This is a genomic window from Chloroflexota bacterium (assembly GCA_009840625.1).
Taxonomy (GTDB): Bacteria; Chloroflexota; UBA11872; order UBA11872; family VXNJ01; genus VXNJ01.
In genome coordinates, this window is the sequence record VXNJ01000008.1 from 35,115 (window position 1) to 55,423 (window position 20,309).

At 65.7% G+C, this 20,309-nt stretch carries 16 protein-coding genes; 9 read left to right on the forward strand and 7 right to left on the reverse strand.

Going from position 1 to position 20,309, the window contains the following annotated elements; translation table 11 throughout:
- Positions 1-2 precede the first annotated feature (2 nt).
- The 3 genes from purH to F4X41_05585 all read left to right on the forward strand — a co-directional run bounded on the left by purH (position 3) and on the right by F4X41_05585 (position 5,093).
- Positions 3-1,541, forward strand: coding sequence for a bifunctional phosphoribosylaminoimidazolecarboxamide formyltransferase/IMP cyclohydrolase (purH, locus tag F4X41_05575; protein ID MYB16489.1), 1,539 nt, complete (start codon positions 3-5; stop codon positions 1,539-1,541).
- A gap of 1 nt (position 1,542) precedes the next feature.
- Positions 1,543-2,937 carry an amidase gene (locus F4X41_05580; GenBank protein ID MYB16490.1) on the forward strand — a complete coding sequence of 465 codons (1,395 nt, stop codon included), beginning with the start codon at positions 1,543-1,545 and terminating at the stop codon, positions 2,935-2,937.
- Between the two features lie 572 nt (positions 2,938-3,509).
- Positions 3,510-5,093, forward strand: a complete 1,584-nt coding sequence (locus F4X41_05585; protein ID MYB16491.1) for a glycoside hydrolase family 32 protein — start codon at positions 3,510-3,512, stop codon at positions 5,091-5,093.
- 280 nt (positions 5,094-5,373) lie between these two features.
- Here F4X41_05585 and tsaD read toward each other — a convergent pair whose 3' ends face one another.
- From tsaD to tsaE, 4 genes are read right to left on the reverse strand one after another with little or no spacing between them, the layout of a single operon-like run.
- Positions 5,374-6,444 carry a tRNA (adenosine(37)-N6)-threonylcarbamoyltransferase complex transferase subunit TsaD gene (tsaD, locus tag F4X41_05590; protein ID MYB16492.1) on the reverse strand — a complete coding sequence of 357 codons (1,071 nt, stop codon included), beginning with the start codon at positions 6,442-6,444 and terminating at the stop codon, positions 5,374-5,376.
- 10 nt (positions 6,445-6,454) lie between these two features.
- Positions 6,455-7,186 carry a ribosomal-protein-alanine N-acetyltransferase gene (gene rimI / locus F4X41_05595; protein ID MYB16493.1) on the reverse strand — a complete coding sequence of 244 codons (732 nt, stop codon included), beginning with the start codon at positions 7,184-7,186 and terminating at the stop codon, positions 6,455-6,457.
- A complete protein-coding gene (locus F4X41_05600; protein MYB16494.1) occupies positions 7,122-7,904 on the reverse strand; it encodes a hypothetical protein in 783 nt (260 codons plus the stop codon). The genes rimI and F4X41_05600 overlap by 65 nt, the downstream gene beginning before the upstream one ends.
- Complete coding sequence (gene tsaE / locus F4X41_05605) at positions 7,739-8,239, reverse strand: tRNA (adenosine(37)-N6)-threonylcarbamoyltransferase complex ATPase subunit type 1 TsaE (GenBank protein ID MYB16495.1); 501 nt, start codon at positions 8,237-8,239, stop codon at positions 7,739-7,741. The genes F4X41_05600 and tsaE overlap by 166 nt, the downstream gene beginning before the upstream one ends.
- Positions 8,240-8,278: 39 nt before the next feature.
- Here tsaE and F4X41_05610 point away from each other — a divergent pair, with 39 nt between their 5' ends.
- From F4X41_05610 to murF, 5 genes are read left to right on the forward strand one after another with little or no spacing between them, the layout of a single operon-like run.
- Complete coding sequence (locus tag F4X41_05610) at positions 8,279-9,601, forward strand: hypothetical protein (protein MYB16496.1); 1,323 nt, start codon at positions 8,279-8,281, stop codon at positions 9,599-9,601.
- Positions 9,601-10,566, forward strand: a complete 966-nt coding sequence (locus tag F4X41_05615; protein MYB16497.1) for an aminoglycoside phosphotransferase family protein — start codon at positions 9,601-9,603, stop codon at positions 10,564-10,566. Before F4X41_05610 ends, F4X41_05615 begins: the two co-directional genes overlap by 1 nt.
- Positions 10,563-13,067, forward strand: a complete 2,505-nt coding sequence (gene alr, locus F4X41_05620) for an alanine racemase (GenBank protein MYB16498.1) — start codon at positions 10,563-10,565, stop codon at positions 13,065-13,067. Before F4X41_05615 ends, alr begins: the two co-directional genes overlap by 4 nt.
- A complete protein-coding gene (locus F4X41_05625; protein MYB16499.1) occupies positions 13,060-13,878 on the forward strand; it encodes a sugar phosphate isomerase/epimerase in 819 nt (272 codons plus the stop codon). Before alr ends, F4X41_05625 begins: the two co-directional genes overlap by 8 nt.
- On the forward strand, positions 13,879-15,282 hold the full coding sequence (gene murF / locus F4X41_05630; protein ID MYB16500.1) for a UDP-N-acetylmuramoyl-tripeptide--D-alanyl-D-alanine ligase: 1,404 nt from the start codon (positions 13,879-13,881) through the stop codon (positions 15,280-15,282).
- 136 nt (positions 15,283-15,418) lie between these two features.
- Here murF and folP read toward each other — a convergent pair whose 3' ends face one another.
- Positions 15,419-16,270, reverse strand: a complete 852-nt coding sequence (gene folP, locus F4X41_05635) for a dihydropteroate synthase (GenBank protein ID MYB16501.1) — start codon at positions 16,268-16,270, stop codon at positions 15,419-15,421.
- Between the two features lie 56 nt (positions 16,271-16,326).
- Here folP and F4X41_05640 point away from each other — a divergent pair, with 56 nt between their 5' ends.
- Positions 16,327-17,133: a PHP domain-containing protein gene (locus F4X41_05640; GenBank protein ID MYB16502.1), complete on the forward strand. Its 807-nt coding sequence runs from the start codon at positions 16,327-16,329 to the stop codon at positions 17,131-17,133.
- Between the two features lie 27 nt (positions 17,134-17,160).
- Here F4X41_05640 and F4X41_05645 read toward each other — a convergent pair whose 3' ends face one another.
- Positions 17,161-18,117, reverse strand: coding sequence for a 2-oxoacid:ferredoxin oxidoreductase subunit beta (locus F4X41_05645; GenBank protein MYB16503.1), 957 nt, complete (start codon positions 18,115-18,117; stop codon positions 17,161-17,163).
- A gap of 36 nt (positions 18,118-18,153) precedes the next feature.
- Positions 18,154-20,070 (reverse strand): 2-oxoacid:acceptor oxidoreductase subunit alpha, encoded by a 1,917-nt coding sequence (locus tag F4X41_05650; protein ID MYB16504.1) that lies wholly within the window; start codon positions 20,068-20,070, stop codon positions 18,154-18,156.
- Between the last annotated feature and the right edge of the window lie 239 nt (positions 20,071-20,309).

Sequence of the window (20,309 nt, forward strand, 5' to 3'; positions counted from 1 at the left end):
AAATGTCCCGTCGCGCCCTGCTTTCGGTTTCGGACAAGTCCGGCGTCGTCGAATTCGCCCGCGCCCTTGTAGGGCTCGGCTTCGAAATCCTCTCCACCGGCGGCACCCTGCGCACCCTGCGCCAAGCTCGTGTGCCGGCCGTCCAGGTGGCCGAATTCACCGGTCAGCCCGAGGTATTCGGGGGGCGGGTCAAAACCCTGCACCCGCGAGTCTTTGGCGGAATCCTGCAGCGACGCGACGATCCCGGCGACCGGACCGAGGCCGCCCGCGCCGACATTCCGCCAATCGAGGTCCTGGCCTGCAATCTATACCCGTTCGCCGAATCGCTAATGGCCGGAGGCGAACGGGACGAATTGGTCGAGCAGATCGATATCGGCGGACCCGCGCTGATCAGGGCCGGGGCCAAAAACTCGGACAGCGTGTTCGTGGCGACCGATCCGGCCGATTACCCGGCCATCCTCGGGGCATTGACGGATGAGAGCGACGCCGCCGAGCTTCGCAGAAACCTGGCCGCCAAAGCCTTTGCGGTCACCGCCGGATACGACGCCCTGATCGCGCTCTGGTGGGCCTCGGCTGCTCAGGAAGCGCCTCCGCGAATGGTGTTGCCGCTGGAGAAAGTGCGCGACCTGCGTTACGGCGAGAACCCGCACCAGGGATTGGCCGCCCAGTACCGCATCGGACCCGGGCCGGAAGGGGCCGGATTCCGTCAGCTGCTGGGCCCGGCTCCGTCGTACAACAACATCCTTGATCTGGAATCGGCCTGGGCCACGGCCAGCGACTTTTCCGATCCGGCCTGCGCGGCCATCAAGCACGGCAATCCCTGCGGCTTGGCGATCCACGCCGAACAGGCAGAGGCATTCGCAAGCGCCCGCGCCGGCGATCCGCAGGCGATTTACGGCGGAGTCGTGGCATTCAATCGGCCACTCCAGTTGGCGACGGTAGCGGCCATGCGCAGGGTGTTCCTGGAAGTCGTGGTGGCGCCGGAAGTCGAACCCGACGCCCTGGAGCGACTCGCGCGCCGGCGCAACGTGCGGGTGTTTGCCCGCGCCGAGGGACGATCGGCGCTGGACGGGACGGCGTTCGCCGGAATCGCCGTGACCGGAAGCGGCAACGGCGTGCTGATCCAAGAACGCGACCTGGCGCCTGACCCCGAGGGTGAATATGCGATCGTGACCGCACGCCGGCCCGACCGCGCCGAACTGGATGACCTGCGGTTCGCCGCCCGCGCCGTCAAGCACGTAAAGTCCAACGCGATCGTCATAGCCCGCGAGCGGGCCCTGGTCGGGGTCGGAGCCGGACAGATGAGCCGGGTACGGGCGGTGGAATTGGCGGTGGAGCAGGCCGGCGCGCGTGCGCGCGGAGCGGTCCTGGCATCGGACGCGTTTTTTCCGTTCGCCGACGGCGCCCAGATCGCGTTGGCGGCCGGCGTTCGGGCCATCATCCAGCCGGGCGGCTCCAAGCGCGACGACGAGGTGATTGCCGCCTGCGACCGGGTCGGCGCGGCCATGGTCCTTAGCGGACGCCGCCACTTCCGTCACTAGGATGCGCGCCGTGGCCGATTCGGCGCCCTGGTACTGGGACGCGGAGCGATTGGCCGCGGCCTATCGGTCCGGCGAAACCGACCCGGTCGAGGTGACCGAACTGTTCTTGACCCGAATCGCCGAGATCGACCCGTCGTTCAATTCATACCGGCTCGCCACCGCGCCCCGGGCGCGGGCCGACGCCGAGGCCGCCCGCCGGCGACTCCGGGCCGGGGCGCCGCTCGGTCCACTAGACGGAATACCGATTGCGCTCAAGGACCTGATCGACACCGCCGGAATCGAGACAACCTACGGGTCACGCATCCTCTGCGGACGAATCCCGGCGGCCGACGCGGCCGTGGCGCGGAGGCTGCGCAGTGCCGGCACGGTGCTGCTCGGCAAACTACACCTGCTGGAATTCGCAATGGGCAGCATAACCGGGAACGCCTATTTCGGTCCCTGCCGCAATCCGTGGAACCGCGACCACTTCAGCGGGGGTTCCAGCACCGGTTCGGGGTCCGCGGTCGCCGCCGGAATGGTCCTGGGAGCGCTCGGCACCGACACCTCCGGTTCGATCCGGCAGCCGGCCGCCTGGTGCGGGGTCGTGGGCCTGAAACCAACCAACGGCAGCATCAATCTGGCCGGAATCTTTCCGCTTTCGCCAACCTGCGATACCGTCGGGCCGCTGGCGCGAACCGTTGCAGACGCCGCATTGCTGCTGGATGCGATCGCCGACCATCCGGCCGGGATTTCCCAAGCGGCGCGACCGCGTTCGCTGGCCGGCATCAAGATCGGCGTACCGGAAACCTGGGTGGCGCAATCGGTCACCGACCAGGTCGCGGACGCCTATGAAAAAGCGCTCGGCGTTCTGGACGGGCTAGGCGCCGACCTACTGCCGGTCGAACCCGGTTTCATAGAAGACGAAGTCACCCGGACCTATCAGTCGATCGTCTTGTATGAGGCGGCAAATGCGCACCGCGCCTGGTACCCCGAACGAGCCGCCGACTACGCCCCTTACCTGCGCGGCAATATCGAAGCCGGTCGCCGGGTAAGCAAAGAAGGTTATGCGGCCGCGATCGAGCGTCGAGGGTCCTGGCGGGAGCGGACCGCGCTCGCCCTGGCCGACGTCGCGGCGGTGGTCACTCCGACCCAGCCAACCGAGGCGCCGCAGTTGAACTGCGACATCGCGCAGGTGGCCGGTCAGGCGGTCAGCAGCCTGGCCATCCGCGGGCGATTTACGATGCCCTGGTCAGTGGTGGGCTGGCCGGCCCTCTCGCTCCCGGGGGGATATTCGCGGTCCGGGCTCCCGATCGGCATTCAATTTGCGGCTCCACCCGGAGCCGAATCCCAGCTATTTGCAATCGCCGCTTCATTCGAAGGAGCCGCCCCTCACGGCATGCCGCACCCGGTTCCCTAGCGGGGAACCAGGTCAGGGCTTGGTATTGAGGTCTGGGTCAATATGCGGAATAACCCCATCGAATCAGCCGCCCGTGGCGCGTGACCACGGCGCGGTGGACCGGACCGCCGCTCCGCTCATAGCAACCTTGGTGGCTCGCACGCAGGCAACGGGTCGCAAGTGCCGGAAGGGAAGCGCGCGACGGCCGGCCCTGACCAAAGACCCGGCGAATGGCTGCGGTCCCACTCTGCGAGGCTCGCCTTCGCGGCGTTCGGATCCATGCCGCGCCTGTGTGGCACTACCGGGAGTGGGCATCACGTTGATCCTCAGCGAGATTCGTGCGCGCGGCTGTGGGCAACCATGAACGATAGATCAGCTGCGCCCATCATGGGATCAGGCGAATGTCGCGCCGAAACCCTGCAATAGTCCGGTAGCATCCGAACGGCATCAACCGGGCGAATCCGTATGGGGATGGAAGGAGTGCGGAAGTGAAAAAGAGCGAATTCCCACCCTCAAGAGTGCCGAGGTACGCATTCGCCGCGACCCTAGAGGAGCAGGAAAGGCAACTGGAGACTAATCCCCTGGTGCTGCGGATGAAGGCTGCGCGCAGGGAGAAGGCGTCGGATCCCCACCGTCCCATCTATCACTATGTCAACCCAGAAAACACGCTCAACGACCCGAACGGGCTTTGCTATTGGGAGGGGCGCTGGCACCTGTTCTATCAGGCGTGCCCGCCTGAGGATGTGCGACAGCACTGGGGACACGCGGTCAGCGACGATCTTATCCACTGGCGCGACCTTCCCTACGCACTCCATCCGGGACCAGAGGAAAGGTGCTACTCCGGAGCCGCGCTCGTCGAAGGCGACCGGGTCGTGGCCATGTACCACGGTGTCGGAGTCGGCAACATGGTGGCCGTGTCCCGCGATCCCCTGCTGTTGAACTGGGAGAAGCTCGCGGCCAATCCCGTGATCCCCTTCGGCACCAGGGGCGAAGCGCCGCTTCCTCACGGGGTCTTTGATCCCTGCATCTGGTCCAAGGATGGTGCGTACTACGCTCTGTCTGCCGGGATCCTCCCCTACAGGCCCGGCGGCAAGCACGTAGCCACCGAGTACCTATTCCGCTCGCAAGACCTGGAAGACTGGGAGTACCTCCATCCCTTCATCGAGGGCGACCGCTTTACGGTTCTGGGGGATGACGGTGCCTGCCCATACTTCTGGCCGATAGGCGATCGACACATTCTGGTGTTCTTCAGCCACCTGAGCGGCGGCCAGTACTTGTTAGGCGACTACGACCGAAAACGCGACAAACTCGTTGTCGATGCGCACGGCCGGTTCAACTTCGGAGCCGCGTTCCCGGGCGGCGTTCACGCACCCACGGCCGCGCCCGACGGGAACGGCGTCGTCGTCCTGTTCAACATGAATCCGGGCAAGCCCACTTACAAGATGAACGACTATTTGGGCGGGTTTTTCGGAAATCCGCCAGATGGTGGCGCAAGGGACGATGACCCTTCCCGGTTTGCGCGGGACTGGGACCAGATTCTCACGCTGCCGAGGCGCCTCACGCTGCGCAACAAGTACGACCTGAATGTCGAGCCCGCCGGAGACGTCGAATCCCTGAGATACGACCACCGGCACATCGGCCGGACTGTTCTGCCAGCTAACCGTGAGATCGTGCTCGATGAAATCAAGGGGAGTGCCATCGAGCTGCAGATCGACGTCGATCCGAAGCTTGCGTCGATGTTCGAAGTCGACGTCCTGCGTTCCCCGGGCAAGGAGGAATTCACGCGAATCTGCTTCTTCGACCGCAGAGGGCACAAATATCGGGAACCGTTCGCCAATGACGATCGTTCCAACTTGGTCATGTCGACGATCCTCTCGAACCCGACTCGCTACGAAGGCGTCATATCAATCGACAACTCCCGCGCCTCGACGCTCCCCGATGCGCTGTCGCGGCCACCCGAGTCGGCGCCGGTGCACATAGAGCCCGACGAACCGATCCGGTTGCGAATATTCGTCGACCGAAGCGTCGTCGAAGTCTTTGTGAACGAAAAGCAGTGTGTTGCGGTTCGGGTCTACCCGGGCCGCGAAGACAGCACCGGGGTCTCGGTGCTGTCTCAGGGCCAGCAGTCGGAGCTGCTTTCGCTCGATTGCTGGCAGATGAGAAGCATTTACGAATGATCAGCCGTTCGGCGGGGAAGAAAGGCGCCAGCGCCGTTCCCGGCGGCGGCCGGCGTCTCCCGCACCGGCATCCCGCGTAAACAGTACCGCTCGGCGATTCGTTCGAGCAAGCGGTGCGGACCCTGGTCGGTCGTGAAATGGCCGGACCTCTCGATCCCGGCCGGTTATCCGGCTTCCGGGATCCCGATCGGCAATCAAGCGGCGGCGCCCGGATCCGAATCGCGGGTTTTTGATATCGACGCCTGCTTCTGGGAAGCCACCGGGCGCGGAATCCGGATCGCTAGCGGGCGGCCGGGTTCGGTCCTGGAAGCTTGAGACCGGGGTCGATGTCCGGGAATGCCCCGGCGCTCCAGCCGCTCATGTCCCCGGATATGGCCACCATTGCGCCATTGTCAACGCAATAGGCAAAGTCCGGCACGTGAACCTTCAGCGGGCTCTCGGCGGACAGGCGCGAGCGCAGGCGCAGATTGGCGGCCACCCCGCCGCATAGCAGCACCGAACGCGCGCTGTAGCGACGGGCCGCCAGCAAGGTGTTCTTTATCAGCATGTCGGCAATCGCGTCCTCAAGGCCTGCCGCCATGCGACCGATCGAATCCGGGCTGGCCCGTTCGAACTCGGCCGGATCGCTGGCCCCAAATATCTGGCCGCGCTCGTGTGGGCCCAGCTTGCCGGCGCGGGCGCGGCCGATCGCGCTCTTGATTCCGGCCAGCGAGAAATCCAGGCTGTCCGGCAGACGCGGGCGCGGCAGCCGGTAGGGTTCCAGCCCCGTCGCCCGGGCCTGTTCGGCCGCGGCCTGGATCGCCGGTCCGCCGGGGAATCCGAGCCCCATGATGCGGGCGGCCTTGTCGAACGCCTCACCGACGGCATCGTCGCGGGTACGGCCCAGCAGGCGATGATCGCCGGGTCCATGCATGACGGTCAACTCGCTGTGGCCGCCGGAGACCAGCAGGCAGATCGCGGGAAACTGCGGTTCATCGCCCGGAGACAAATCCAGCCAACAGGCGTGGGCGTGGGCGGCAAGGTGGTTCACCGGCCAGAGGGGTATACCCAGCCGCGCCGCCAGGCCCTGCCCGAAGTTGTAGCCGACCAGCAGCGATCCGGCCAGTCCGGGACCGTAGGTGGCGGCGATCGCATCGATCTCCGCCAGCTCCAGGCCAGCATCGGCAAGGGCTTGCTCAAGCACCGGGCCGATGGCCAATATGTGCTGCCGGGCCGCCAATTCGGGCACGATCCCACCCCAGGCCGCGTGCTCGTCCACGCTCGACTGGGTGGCCAGCGCCAGGCACCGCCGGTCCCGAACGATCGCGATCGATGTGTCGTCGCAGGATGTCTCTATCCCCAATACGGCAATGGAATTGGAATCAGACATTCGAGCGCCAGTGAAAGCGTTCGCTCAGGCGGGTGCGAGTCTGGTCGAGGATCTCGTCGAACAGTGGCGAATTGATGTCCTCGGACCACATCACGATCGCGTCCTCGCGATTGTCCGAGTAATAGCGCTTGCGAACCGCTTTTTCAAAAAAACCCATGCGCCGATAGATGCTGCGCGCCCGCTGGTTGGATTCACGGACCTCGAGCGTGAGGCGCTTCATCCCGCGCGACCGCCCGAGTTCGGTTACCAGCAGCAGCATCAACCTTCCCAGTCCGAGGCTCTGGTAATCAGGATCGACCGCGATTGTGGTTATGTGGACCTCGTCGACCAGGAACCAAGCGCCGATGAATCCGACCAGGTTTTGCTCGTTCCAGTCCTCGCGTCCCGCCAAGCGGCGCAAGATTCCTCCGATTCGCGCCGGCGGCAGCGGTCCGCCAGGACTCTTGACCGGCTCTCCCAACCTCAGCACGAGATAACAGGCGCTGTCGGAGCGCCGCAGTTCGGCGTTGAATGCGTTGCGCGGCCACGGCGAATCGAAGCAGCGGCGCTCGACGTAGCGCACCGATGGAATGTCCTCGTGGCGCATCAGGTCGATCTGCACTCCTCCGGAGAGCATTTCGGTCAATTCCGAATTCAACGTTCCTCCCTGCGGTTCCGGTTCAAACCGCCGCCGGCCCCAGCGCCGGGCGGGTGACGTAGATCGGGCGCAAAATCTTCGATTCATCGGGCGACTTTTCAACGAGCAAGTGCTGCCCTAGCTCGGCGGTCAGCCGGGCCGCGGGTCTCGGCAACGGGCGGCCCAAATCGCGCGGATCAATCCAGACTCGTTCGCCGGGCGGCGGCTCGGCCGAGACAACCCGGTGCGCGGCACCGGCGGGATGCCAGCCCGATTCTGCGACCGACCCGGATTGACCGAATCGGATCCGCCCGCCGCCGCTGGAGCAAATCTGCAGCCGGTCGGCTGGCTGGCCGACCGCCCCGGCCAGCATCTGAAACAGACTGACACCGTACAACCGGGCATCGTCGGCCCGGGCCAGACCCATTGCGAACGCCATTCCGGTTCGAATCGCCGAGAACTTGCCCGGACCCATCCCGACCGCTACGGCCGCGATTTGCGCGTCCGGCTCCGGCAAGACCTGTCGCAGCAAGGTGCCCAGATTGGCGGAATTGAGCTCGGCTTCGGCGTATCGGGTCCGCGCGCCACCATGACCCAGCAGGCAAAACCCTAATCGGTCGAATCCGCAGTCAATGCCCAGCACTAACCCGTCCTGCGACTTCACCAGGGGTCCTTCCCCAGCCGCGCCAATAGCGCGCGGGCGGGATCGCTGCGAGCCCGCAGACCGATTCGCCGGCGGTTCGGCCCGGTAACTGCAATAAGCACCTCCAGGATCGCCGGACCGCCGAGACCGCCCAGCAGGCCGTTCAACGACTCGCTGGGCCATTCGACCGCCACAACGGCCGGCGCCGCCAGCGGTTCATCCAGGCCGGCGTCTTCGATGTCGGCCTCCGGGATCCTGAATAGATCCATGTGGACGAGCGGCAGGCGACCGCCCCTATAGTGACTGCAAAGCACGAACGTCGGCGAGGTTACCGGGCCCTCCGATCCAAGTCCGGCCGCCAGGCCCTTGACCAGAACAGTCTTCCCGGACCCGAGTTCGCCGTTAAGCAGGAGAAGGGTACCGGCTCCGGCAACCTGGGCCAGCGACCGGCCGAGTAAGCGGGTTCGCCCGGGATCGGGCGAATCAATGCTGCGGTCGCAGCGGGGCCGGTCGTTCATCGCCCGGACGCCGTCGCCGAATTGCAGACAGATAACAAAATGAATCTAGTGATCCCGCGCACCGGGATCGGGCTGCGCGAAACGGGAGGACACCGAATCGGCTTTTTCGCGGGTGCATCGGCGGTCACGGTGCTGGCGATCGGCGCGCTGTTGTGGCGGCTGTTGCCCGGTTTCGTATCCGGCGAGAACAAGACCGGTCACTACCGTGCCCGCGCCGGACGGCGGAGTCGACGGTTGCCGCTGGTCGGCGGCCCGGCCATTCTGGCGGGGATTGGCGCGGCGGCAATTGCCAGCGATTCCGAACCCACTCTGGCCTGCCTGGTCGCGGCGGCGGCTTTCTTCCTCGGCGGGCTGGTGGACGACCTGCTCAAAGCGCGGCGGGGGCGTGGACTGAGCGAGCGAGCGAGCATGATGGTCGCGGTTTTCTCGGCAGCCTGGGCCAGTGGCTGGCTGCTGGCAGCCGAACCCACCACCGGCGCGTTTGCTCTCGCTAACTGGATTGACAACTCGGTCCTGCTGGCCGGCTGGTATTTCCTACTAATTTTGGCCATTGCCCTGGGGGCAGGGTTCAGCGACGGCATCGACTCTTTGGCAGCGGGACTGGGACTGATTGGCCTTGGCGCGCTCTGGATTGGGGGCGCGGGAAGCGCCGGTGAAACGGCTGCACTGATCGGAGCCGGATTGGCCGGATTTTTGGCCCTGAACCTGCCTGGCCGGGGTCGGCGTCTGGCTTTGATCTACCTGGGCGACAGCGGCGCGCTGCTGATCGGCGTTCTCCTGGCGGGAACGGCGATCCTCACCGGTTACGACCTTCTGCTGCCGCTGTTGGCCGGGGTCTGGATTCTTGAAGGCGCATCATCCCTGGTCCAGGCAAAGCTGCTGGTGCCCCTCTATCGGCGTTCCCGCCGGCTCGGCGGCGTCGACCACCGCACCCGGCCCTACCAGCATTTCCGTTTGCCGTTCATTGCAACTCCGCTGCATCACCATCTCGACATCTGCGGTCTTGGGCGGTTCCGGACAGTTTCGGTTCTCTTCGCCTTGCAAGTGGTGTTTTCAGGCCTGGCATTGCTAAGCATCGCCGTGTTGTCGGCCTGGCAGGCGGTGCTGCTGGCGGTGGTCGCCTGCGGATTGGCCTGGTTGGCCATCTCCAGCTTGCGAACGGCCCGGATTTTCTTGCGCGAGAGAGCCGGGCGACGTGAAATCGTGTTTCGCCACGGACGGTGGGGATTCCTCTCTATCGAGCGTGATCGGCTCACGGTACCACCCGGAGCGGATGTGCCGGGCGAGGTCGGCGGCGGTTGGTTGGATCCCTCAACCGCGGCAGCCCGGTGGGACCGGTTGCGGACCAGGGTCGAGCCCTGATGAGGGGCGGACATCCAAGCGACAGACTCCTTGCGGCGTTGCTGGGAGCGTGCGGCGCAATAGTGCGCGAACCGCTCGGCGAACGGACCCGCCACCAGGTGCAGCGCATTCGCGCCGGCCGGCGCAGCTGGGTGCTAAAAACCTACCGGCGCGAAACCGATGAGCACTTTGCGCACCGCTTCCGCCGCGAGGAGCGCGTCCTGACGCTTCTGGCGGCTTCGGCGCCGGGGCTCGCGCCGGCACTTGAGGCCGGAGTCATAGGAACCGACCAGGCGTTTCTGGTCATGGACGATCTGGGGGTGGGAGCGGCCAGCCTGCACCGGGTGCTCAGCGGCTCCGGGTGCCCGATCGAACCGCTCGCCAAGGCGGTGGCAGCGCTGGCCGAGTGGCACGCCGTCACCGCGGATCTGCACGACTTATTGGCCGCGTTCTGTCAGAGCATCGTGCTGGATCGAAACGATCGGGAAACGCTGGCGCGCCGACACCTCCTCGCCCTCCGGCGAATTGGTGTGGAGTTGCCGGCAGCTAAGGCCCGTTCCTTTGCGGGCCGGGTCATCGATCCCCTGCTGGAGAGCGCGCCGCGGGTCTTACACAACTCGGCGAATGCGCTAAATTTCGTCGTTCGGGCGGACGGATCGGTAGCGCTGATCGACTTTGAGACTATTTCGCTTGGGCCGCTCGAAATCGACCTCGGCGAACTGGCGATACACCCCGCTGTGTTCGGCCGCCACGGCCTTGCCGGGACGGCCGCCTTGTACCCGGGCGATGTGGACCCGGAAGCGCTGGCGCGCGCCGGCTTGCTGCGGGCCATCGATTCCTGCGGGGCGCTGGCGCGGCAGGCGCGGCAGGACCCCGATCCGGAGTCGGCCGGCAAACTGGATCGCCGTGCGCGCCGCTACCGGGAAGTGGCCATCCAGATTGCCGAAGAGATCGGCGTCGACGACTGCGGGATTCCGGCAGCGTGATCCTGCTTGAAGACTTTCTGACCGCGACCGGCGGACGCCTAAGCGGTTCGGTGGAGCGCCGGCGTTGGAGCGGATTTGCCCACGACAGCCGTCAGGTGGCCGCCGACCGGATATTCGTGGCCATGCGTACCGAATCCGGCGACGGACACGCTTACATTGCCGACGCGGTGGGCAACGGCGCGCGGTTAATCGTCTGCGAGCGCGATCCGCAAATCGATTGCGCTCACATCCTGGTCAAGGATTCGGGCCGTGCGCTGCGCGATTACGGGCGGTGGGCCGTTGAACGGTTCAATCCGACAGTGGTTGCGGTTTGCGGATCGGTCGGCAAGACGACGGTGCGCGAATTCGCCCAACAACTCTTTTCCCGACAGCGACTGACCTTTCGCAACCCGGAAAACTTCAACGGTCTGACCGGACTTCCCCTGGCACTCGGCGAATTGGGCCGCGAGCACGCTTTCGCCATCCTGGAAATGGCCTCCGACACCCGCGGCGAGATCGCCGCCCTGGCCGAGATCGCCCCGCCAAAAGTGTGTCTGCTGACCACGTTCGACGAGACCTATATCGAATACTTCGGTTCGATGTCGGAAATCGCGGCGGAACACGCCCCGATAGTGACTGCGCTGGGTTCGAGAGGATTGCTCATTTACCCGGCCGGCGACCCGATCGCCGCGGAACTGGCGGCCGCTCATTCGGGGCCCAAGTTCGCGTACGGAATCGGATCTGGCCAGCTACGCGCCGAACAGCTCGCTTCCGATTCGGACCGATCAACGTTCCTGCTCTGCGGGCAGGGTGATGAGGTCGAAGTGGAGCTGCCGCACGGCGGGCGCGGCCAGGTTCTCTGCCTGTTGGCGGCGCTCGGCGCCGGGCTGCGGCTGGGTTTTGACCCGGACCAACTGGTTCGCGACAGCAGAAAACTGCAAGCGCCGCCGGGCAGGCTTCGCCGGCTGGCCGGAAAGGGTGGCGTTACCCTGTCCGACGACAGCTTTTCGACTTCGCCGGCATCGCTTGCCAATGGACTCGAACTGCTGCGCCGGTCAGGCGGGAATCGGATTTGCGTGCTCTCCGGCTTCGAGCATTTGGGCCCACACGAAGCCGCTGCGGCGCGGCGGGTGGCCGATGATCTGGCCAAGACCGACGAGGTTGTTTTCTACGGGCCGGACACCGCGGTTCTGCGGTCGGCGGCGCGCGCCGCCGGGCTGGCCGACGGCCAGATCCACCGGGCGCTAAACCCAAGCCAGGCCCGATTGCAGGTCGAGCGCCTGGCCAAACCTGGCGACACCGTCTATGTGAAAGGCGGTCCAGGAGCGCGCTTGGAGCAACTCGTTGCCTCGCTGATCGCAGATCCGTCCGATGCCGCCCAGCTTTGTCGGCAAACCCGGATCTGGCAGAACGTAATTACGATCAATCCCGACGAGCCAGTCTGGGCGCGCATCGATCTGGACGCGATCACCGCCAACACCGAGGCGTTTGGTCAACACTTTGGCCCCGGCACCGAAATGATCGCGGTGCTCAAGGCCGAGGGCTACGGCCACGGCGCCCTCCGTGTGGCCACGGCCGCCCTGGACGGGGGTGCCAGCCGAGTCGCGGTCGCCCGACCCGGTGAGGCGCGCGAGCTTCGGGCGGCCGGGCTGGATGCGCCGATCCTGGTTCTGGGGGTAACCCTCCCGCGACAGCTGCGGACCGCGATTCTGGCCGATTGCGAACTCACCGTTTGCGATGCGGAACAGATCCAGGCGCTCGACGCCGCCGCCCGGGGACTGGGGCGTCGGGTCGCGATGCACCTGAAATTGGACACCGGGATGGGCCGCATCGGAGCCAGCCCGGACGACGGACCGGACCTGGCGCGAATGATCGTGGAGTCTCCAAACACCTCCCTGGCCGGCGTTTACACGCACTTCGGGCAGGCGAGCGAGACCGACCTCTCACGCGCCCGTGACCAGTTCTCTGCTTTCGAGGAGGTGCTCGCCGACTTGGAACGGGCCGGTATCGACTCCGGACTGCGCCATTGCGCCGCCACCGCGGCGGCGCTGCGCATTCCGGCAGCGCGGTTGGACGCGGTTCGACTGGGAATTGGATTGCTCGGAATCGCCCCCGGTCCCGGCATAGGATTGCCCCCCGGCTGTCGCCCGGCGCTTTCCATGCACGCCCGGGTAGTGCAAGTCAGACCGCAAAAGGCCGGGGCCGTGATCGGATACGGCACCTCCGGGCGACTTGGCCGTGATGCGCTGATCGCCACCGTGGGAGCCGGTTACGGCGACGGGTTCCGGCGCGGACCGCGCGCCTGGGGTCCGGTGATGATCCGCGGGCGCAAAGTCCCGATAGTGGGCCAAGTCTGCATGGACATGTTCATGGTCGATGTGACCGACGTGCCCGAGGTCCGGGTCGGCGACCAAGTCGAATTGATCGGTCCCCAACTGCCGGCCCGGATCGCCGCCGAACGCACTGAAACCATCGCTTACGAAGTAGTCTCGTCGCTGCTGTCGCGGGTGCCCCGTGTCTGAGATCTACATGCACAGCTGGACGTTCCGCGAACGGAGCTTTGCCGAGGCATGCCAGGCCGCGGCCGCAATCGGGTACGACGGGATCGAAATATTCCCCGGGCACTTCCCCGTACCGGACGATCCGGTCGGATCGATCGCAATGCTGGCCGCGGAGGCCGAATCCGCCGGGACCGCCATTGCGGCGGTCCCGCTGCGCGCCGACAGCCGCTCGGCGGCCGAGTTCGACCGAGCCGCCGGTACCGCCGAGAAGGTACTGGATGCGGGTTCCGAGACTGGCGCGAAATTCGTCAATTGCATGATCTCGCAGATTCCCGGGCCTTCCTGGTCGGAGGCCGGTTCGGCCGCGATCAGCGGGCACCAGCACAGCTGGACCCAGCATTATGTAAAGTTTTTGGCTGAATCATCGCGCGGCCGCAGCCCCGCCATATGTCTCGAAACGCACATGGTTTGCGCGCACGATAGCGCGGCGGCCGCGGCCGGTTATGTCAAGGGTCTTGGCGGCCGGCTCGGCATCACCCTCGATCCGGCCAATTTGGCCGGCTACGGGCACGGTGAATCCTGGGAGCAGGCCATAGCGCTGGCTTCGCAGGAAATCCTTTACCTGCACGCCAAGAACCACCACGGTCGCGGGCAGGGCGCCGATTACGATCGCGGTCTGGCTGACGGCGATATCGACTGGTCCGGCGTGATCAGATCCCTGCGCAACCGAGCATCGCTACCGCCGATTTGCATCGAATACTCGGGTAGCGCTGAGCCGTGGGGGACCGCCGCACGCGACTTCGAATTCCTCCAGAGCCTGATCGCGCGTTAGGTGGCATTCAAGCTTTCGGAACTGCAACTCGCGCTGGGGCGCAACCTGGCCGGCGACCCGGAGTTGGAATTTAGCCGGATCCAGTTCGATTCGCGGCGCCAGCTCTCGGCGAGCCTCTTCGTAGCCCTGCCCGGACGAAGAACCGACGGCCGGCGGTTCGTGGCCCAGGCCCTGGCCGGCGGGGCGCACCGGGCGGTCGTCGATTCGCTGGTGCCAGATGCCGATCCGGACCGGCAGATCCAAGTTGACGATCCGCTGGCGGCGATGGCCCGTCTGGCCACCCTGCTGCGGCAAAAGCGCGCCCCGCGGGCAGTCGTAGGGATCACCGGGTCAAACGGCAAAACGACCACCAAGGACATGGTCGCGGCGGCGCTCCAACCGCTTGGCAGGATTCAAAAATCCCAGGCCAGCTTCAACGCCGAGATCGGGGTCCCGGTCACGATCGCCGACCTGGATCCGGGCGTCGATTTCGCGGTGGTCGAACTGGGCGCCCAGGAGGTTGGCGAAATCACGCGCTATTGCCGCATCGCCGATCCCACCGACGCCGTCATCACCAACATCGGGCACGCCCATATCGGGCTGTTCGGGTCGCGAGAGAACATCGCTTTCGCCAAGGGCGAATTGGGGGCATGGCTGCGGCCGGAAGGAAACCTGGTCCTGAACGCCGACGATCCGTATGCCGCCCGGCTCGCCGAGCGCACGCGCGGGCGAGTACGTTGGATTTCGGAACGCGATTCCGCCGCCGAATTCCAGGTCAGTGCCCGGCCTACCGACCGCGGGCTTTGCTTTTCACTGACTTCTCCTGCCGGTTGCGCGGACGTCGAATTGCCGACGCTTTCGCCGAAGGTGGGCCTGGCCTGCGCGGCGGCCGCGGCGATTGCCGACAGCCTGGGGGTCCACATACACGACGCCGCCACGGGCATGGCCGCGGTTACCCTGGCGCCGCGCCGGATGCAGGTCCTGGCCAGAAGCCCTTACCTGGTGATCGACGATTCCTACAACGCCAATTTCGAATCCGGAACCGCTGCCCTGCAAGCTCTCGCCGGGGCCGGCGTTGACGGGCGTCGCGTAGCGGTGCTTGGGGAAATGCTGGAGCTGGGCCCGTTCGCCGCGATTTCGCACGCCGACCTCGGCGCCCACGCGACCGATCTTGCCTTGCTTCTGACCGTCGGCCAAAACGCGCGCCTGATCGGCGAGTCAGCCCGGTCAAGGGGGCTGGCGCCGGAACGCTGGCGGCACTTTGAGGCCGATCCCGGCGACGCCGAAACGGTTGCCGCGGCGCTTGACGAGGTCGAAGCCGACCTGCGGGACTGGCTACGCCCCGGTGATGCCTTGCTGGTCAAGGGATCGAACGCCCTCAATCTCGCACAGGTCGCAAACCGCATCGCCGCTGACCAGTCGTAGGGCCGGCTACCTCGAGATCGCCTTGCCGGCCGCAAGCGCGCTCCCTGCCCATTAATAAGCAGGCGGGCCAGGGATGTCGCCGCAACAGGTCGCGACGGCCGGCGCACAACTGCCGGCGTTTAACCGGCGGATCCGGTCAGGCCCGGCCGCGGGCGATCGCGTCGGCGACGCGCGCACCCTGAACCCCGGCCGCGAAATCGTGCACCCGCACGATGTCGGCGCCGCCAGCGATGGCAAGCGCGTGGGCGGCCACGGTCCCCGCCACCCGGTCCGGGAAACGGTCGGCGGCGTAGCCGATCACCGACTTACGCGAGGCTCCGACCAGAACCGGCAGTTGGAGGCCTTGCCTGATTTCGACCAACCGGGCAAGCAGCTCCAGGTTCTGCTCCGGGCTCTTGCCGAACCCGATCCCCGGATCAACGACGATCCGCTGGCGCCCGATTCCGGCCGCGACGGCGGATTCGATCCGGCGGCTCAGATCCTGGATCACGGCCGCCGTGATGTCTTCGCTATCGACTCCGGCAAAGTGCCGCCCGAACGATGCGTCGCGCACCGAAGTCTGCGCGCGGTGCATCAGAATGACGGGGCAGTCGGTCCGCGCCGCCAGCTGAGCCATCTGCGGGTCCGCCTGCAGCGCAGATACGTCGTTGATCAGGTCGGCGCCGTGGTCCAGCGCCGCCATGGCAACCTCGGCCTTGTAGGTGTCGATCGAAACCGGCAGGTCGGTGATCGCGCGGACCCGCTCCAGGGCCGGCAGCAGGAGTTCCAGCTCGCGCTCGGCCGGAACCGGCCGCGAACCCGGACGGGTGGATTCGGCGCCGATGTCGAGCAGGTCGCAACCGGCGGCGGCGGCCGAATCGACGCGGCGGGCCAGCGCTTCCAGATCGGTCCCGAGGCCGTCACCGGAAAATGAGTCAGGCGACAGGTTGAGAATCGCCATAACGTAGGTTCTGTGCCCCCACCGCAGATTGCGTCCGCGCAGTCGCATCGGCGGCCAGTTACGCGAAACGCCGGTCACGCCCGGCGCACCGAGGTGATTGACCCGTGAATTTGAGCAGCAGCGACCTCCGGGCCGGCATTGCCGCCGAGCCAGTCGCCGCCGACGGCGGCGGTCGCCTGCAACTCCCGGAAGGATGGTCGGCCGGCGAGCTGCACGTCCACACTTCGCACTCCGACGGCACGCGAACCCTGGAACAGATCCTGAGTCTGGCCGAGCGGTTGGGACTCGATACCGTCGCGGTCACCGACCACGACAAAGTCAACGAGGGCCTGCGGGCGGTCGGCCTGGCTGCGCGATACCGGACATCCGCCGTGGCCGGAACTGAAGTGACCACTCGCACCCAGCACCACGTCCTGGGTCTCTTCGTCGAGCGTCCGGTTCCGCTCTACCGGAGCATGGCCGACAGCGTCCGCGCGATCCGCGATCAGGGCGGACTCGCGATCCTGGCCCATCCGTTCATGGCGGTTCCCAACGCCAGTGGCCGGCGACGGATCCTGGGCTGGCTGGAGCAGACCGATTTCGACGGAATCGAGTTGGAGAACCAGTACCTTTCGCCGGAAAGGCGCGAGCGGTTGCGGGCTTTCTACGACCTCAACCGCGAACGCCTTGGAGCGGCGATCGGCGGGACCGATGCCCACTTCGGCGATTTGGGCCGCTTTCTGACGCTGTACCCGGGGCGCGGCCCCGAGGACCTCTATCGGGCCATCAAGTCGCGTCAGACCGTAGCCGCCCGCAGCGACGTCAGCTATCCGCGTGCCGGGCTGGGCGAACTGGCACTGAACAACTACCGCAGCCTTGCCTGCCTGAGCGTTTACCGGCTGCGGGCACTCTTGTTGGGGCGTTACGAATAGCGGCCGGGGCAGCGGGCAGTCGCCAGGCTATCGCAGCCGATCAACGATGGCGGAGATGTCCTGGCCAGGCGTGGCCCGCTTGTACATCGAAGTTGTTGTATCTGGTTCGTCCGGCCAGCGCGAGAACATGATGTCGTCGTAGGCCGGTTGTTCGAGCTGGAAGAAAGTGCCGATTGGGATGCGGTCGCCCCAGGCGAACGAATACTCGAGCGCCTTCTGCTTTTTGGCGACTATCTCGGCCGCGTCGCCAGGATCCTGCACTTTGGGTTCATGGCCTTCGGAAGCGACATCGTAAACGCGCGGAACGCGCGGGTCGCGGTCGCGGCCGGAGAACCATTCCATCGTGTTTATGTCGTTGTACACCGGGCACGGCTGAAGCACGTCGATGTAAGCGGTTCCGCGGTGCGCGATCGCGTCCACCAGAATCTTGGCCAGGCCCCGCGGGTCCATCGCGTAGGCGCGCGCCACGTACGTGTACCCGGCCGAGAGCGCCAATCCGATCGGATTGATCGCGTCCTGTATCGCCGGCTCGGCCATGCTCTTGGTCTGCTGGCCCTTGATCTGGGTCGGCGACGCCTGGCCCTTGGTAAGCCCGTAAACGCCGTTGTTGAACACGATGTAAGTGATGTCCAGGTTGCGGCGGCCGGTGTTTACGAAATATCCGGCCCCGATGCCATAGCCGTCCCCGTCGCCGCCCATCGCCAGCACGGTGACCTCGCCATTGGCGAGCTTCAGGCCGGTTGCGACCGGCAGGGCGCGGCCGTGCAGGGTATGAAACCCGTAGGTACTGATGTAGTGGGGAGCCTTGCCGGAGCAGCCGATGCCGGAAACGATAGCGACCATGTGCGGCGGAATCTGCAATTGGGCAAGCGCCTGGCGAACCGCGTTGATGATCCCGAAATCTCCGCACCCCGGGCACCAGTCGGGCTGAATGTCGGACGCGTAACTGCGGGCGGTGAGCTTCTCAACTTGGGCTACCGGCATATGGCTTGGATCCTCCCCGCGGTCGTGATTGTCAGTCTATGGATGAGAGAGAACCAGTCGGCCGACGCCGCCGGCAATATGCCGCTCGACGCCGTGTTCGACTTCGGTCTGCGAGAACGGGCGCCCGTCGTACTTGAGCACCCGGTTTTCGATCGATATCCCGGTTTCGGCGGCGATAAGTCGGCCAAGCTGGCCGGTGAAGTTGTCTTCCACCAGGATCAGGTTTTTGGCCTCGCCCAGGATCCGGGCCACGCCCTCGGCCGGGAACGGGCGCAGCATCCGAAGCTGCAGGTAATTGGCCGAGATCCCGCGCCGCCCCAGGGAGGCCAGGGCGTCTTGGATCGCGCCCTTGGTCGAACCCCAGGCGACCACCGTGAAATCGGCTTCGGGGTCTCCGTGAAGCTCGTAGCGTAGCCGATCGGGCACCTCGGCGGCGATGGTATCTAGCTTGCGCATGCGCTTTTCCATCTGCTCCATGCGGTTCTCGATGCTCTCGGAGATCTTGCCGTAGGTGGTGTGTTCATCCGAGGTGGTTACGAATTCCCCGCCCAGCTCGCCCGGCACCGAGCGTGGCGAAACGCCGGATTCGGTGATTGAGTGGCGTTCGAACTTGCCGTTGCCGTCGAGCGGTTCGTAGCGCGGCCCGGAGCGGGCCTGCAGGTGATCGACTCTGAGTCCGTCGACCGACCAGTTGCTGTTGGCCAGATGACGATCCAGCAGCACGACTACCGGCAATTGGTATTCGTCGCCCCAGTTGAAGGCCTCAAAGGTCAGGTCGAAGCACTCCTGGAGATCGCCGGGGGCGATCACGATGTGGGGGAACTCGCCGTGACCGGGCTGGAGCGCCAGGCGCAAGTCGGTCTGCCCGCCGCGGGTTGGAAGACCGGTCGAAGGGCCGCCGCGCTGGTAGAGGCACACCACCGGTCCCGGGGTTTCGGTAATCGCCGCCAGTCCCAACCCCTCCAGCATCAAAGCGAATCCGGGTCCGGCGGTTGAAGTCGCGGCGCGGGCGCCGCCGAAAGCCGCCCCGACCGCCTGGTTGATGCAGGCGATCTCGTCCTCGGCCTGAAGCACCACGATCGGAAACTCGGATTGGATTCGCTCCAGAAAGACCGATTCTTCGGTCGCCGGCGCGATCGGGTAGTAAGTCTGGAACGAACACCCGGCGTGCAGCTTGCCCAGCGCCACCGCCTCGGCCCCTCGCACCAGTGCCCGATGCGGGCGGCCGTTGGCCGGCGCCGGAGTCAGGGTCGGGCCGAACGGTTCCTCCAGCAGCGAGTGCATGTAGCCGTGGGTTACCTCGATTACCGAGGCATTCAGGTCGACCAGATTGGCGCGACGCTCGCCCAGTCGCTCGCGCAGAATCGCGATGATCGGATCGGTGTCGAGCCCGACCAGCGCGAATGAGGCCGCCACCGAGACCATGTTGCGCATGATGTCGTGGCGGCGGGCCTGGAACTGGACTCCGGCCCGGGCCACGCCCTCGCGCAAGACCTGTTCGTAGGGCAGCGAGTAGATGTGAATGTCGTCGCGACCCAGTTCCTCGGGGTCGATATCCAGCTCCGAGTCGACGATCAGGCCGCCGCCGGTGGTAATCCGGTGGATGTGCCCGTTATGGGTCTGGTACGGCGCGTCCACGTCGCCGAAGATCGTTTCGCGGTCAAGCGCCAGCAGCAGGTCCACCGGCTCCACGTGCGAATGGATCTCGTTTTCGGATATCCGGACGCGGAAAAACGAATGCCGCCCCATGATGTTGGAGTGGTATTCGATGTTGGCGAATACGTTCAGCCCGAAGCGCAGACAGGCTTTGGCAAAAACCTCGGCTGAAACATTAATGCCGCTTCCCTGGGGACCACCGATCATCCAGGACAAGCGGTTCTGAGTAAAACTAGCTCGGCTCACGTTGCCGTTCACTTGGGGAAACTGCGTTGTCTCCCTGTGTATTGGGGGCAGATGCCGCGGTTAATTAGCACCGGAGCGGGTGTTAAGCAGCACAAATTAAGGTTACTGTAATTTTGCTCAGATGCGCATGCCCGGAACCACACTTGAACCGACCGCACGACCCCGCCTCGGCCGAAGTCCCGCCCCGGGGCGGGGCCGGGGGGGGAAGGGGGCTTTAAAAAATTGAAATAAAGCCACAATGTTTTTTTTACTGTGACTTTTTAACATAAGACGAGTCCGACGATCTTAAG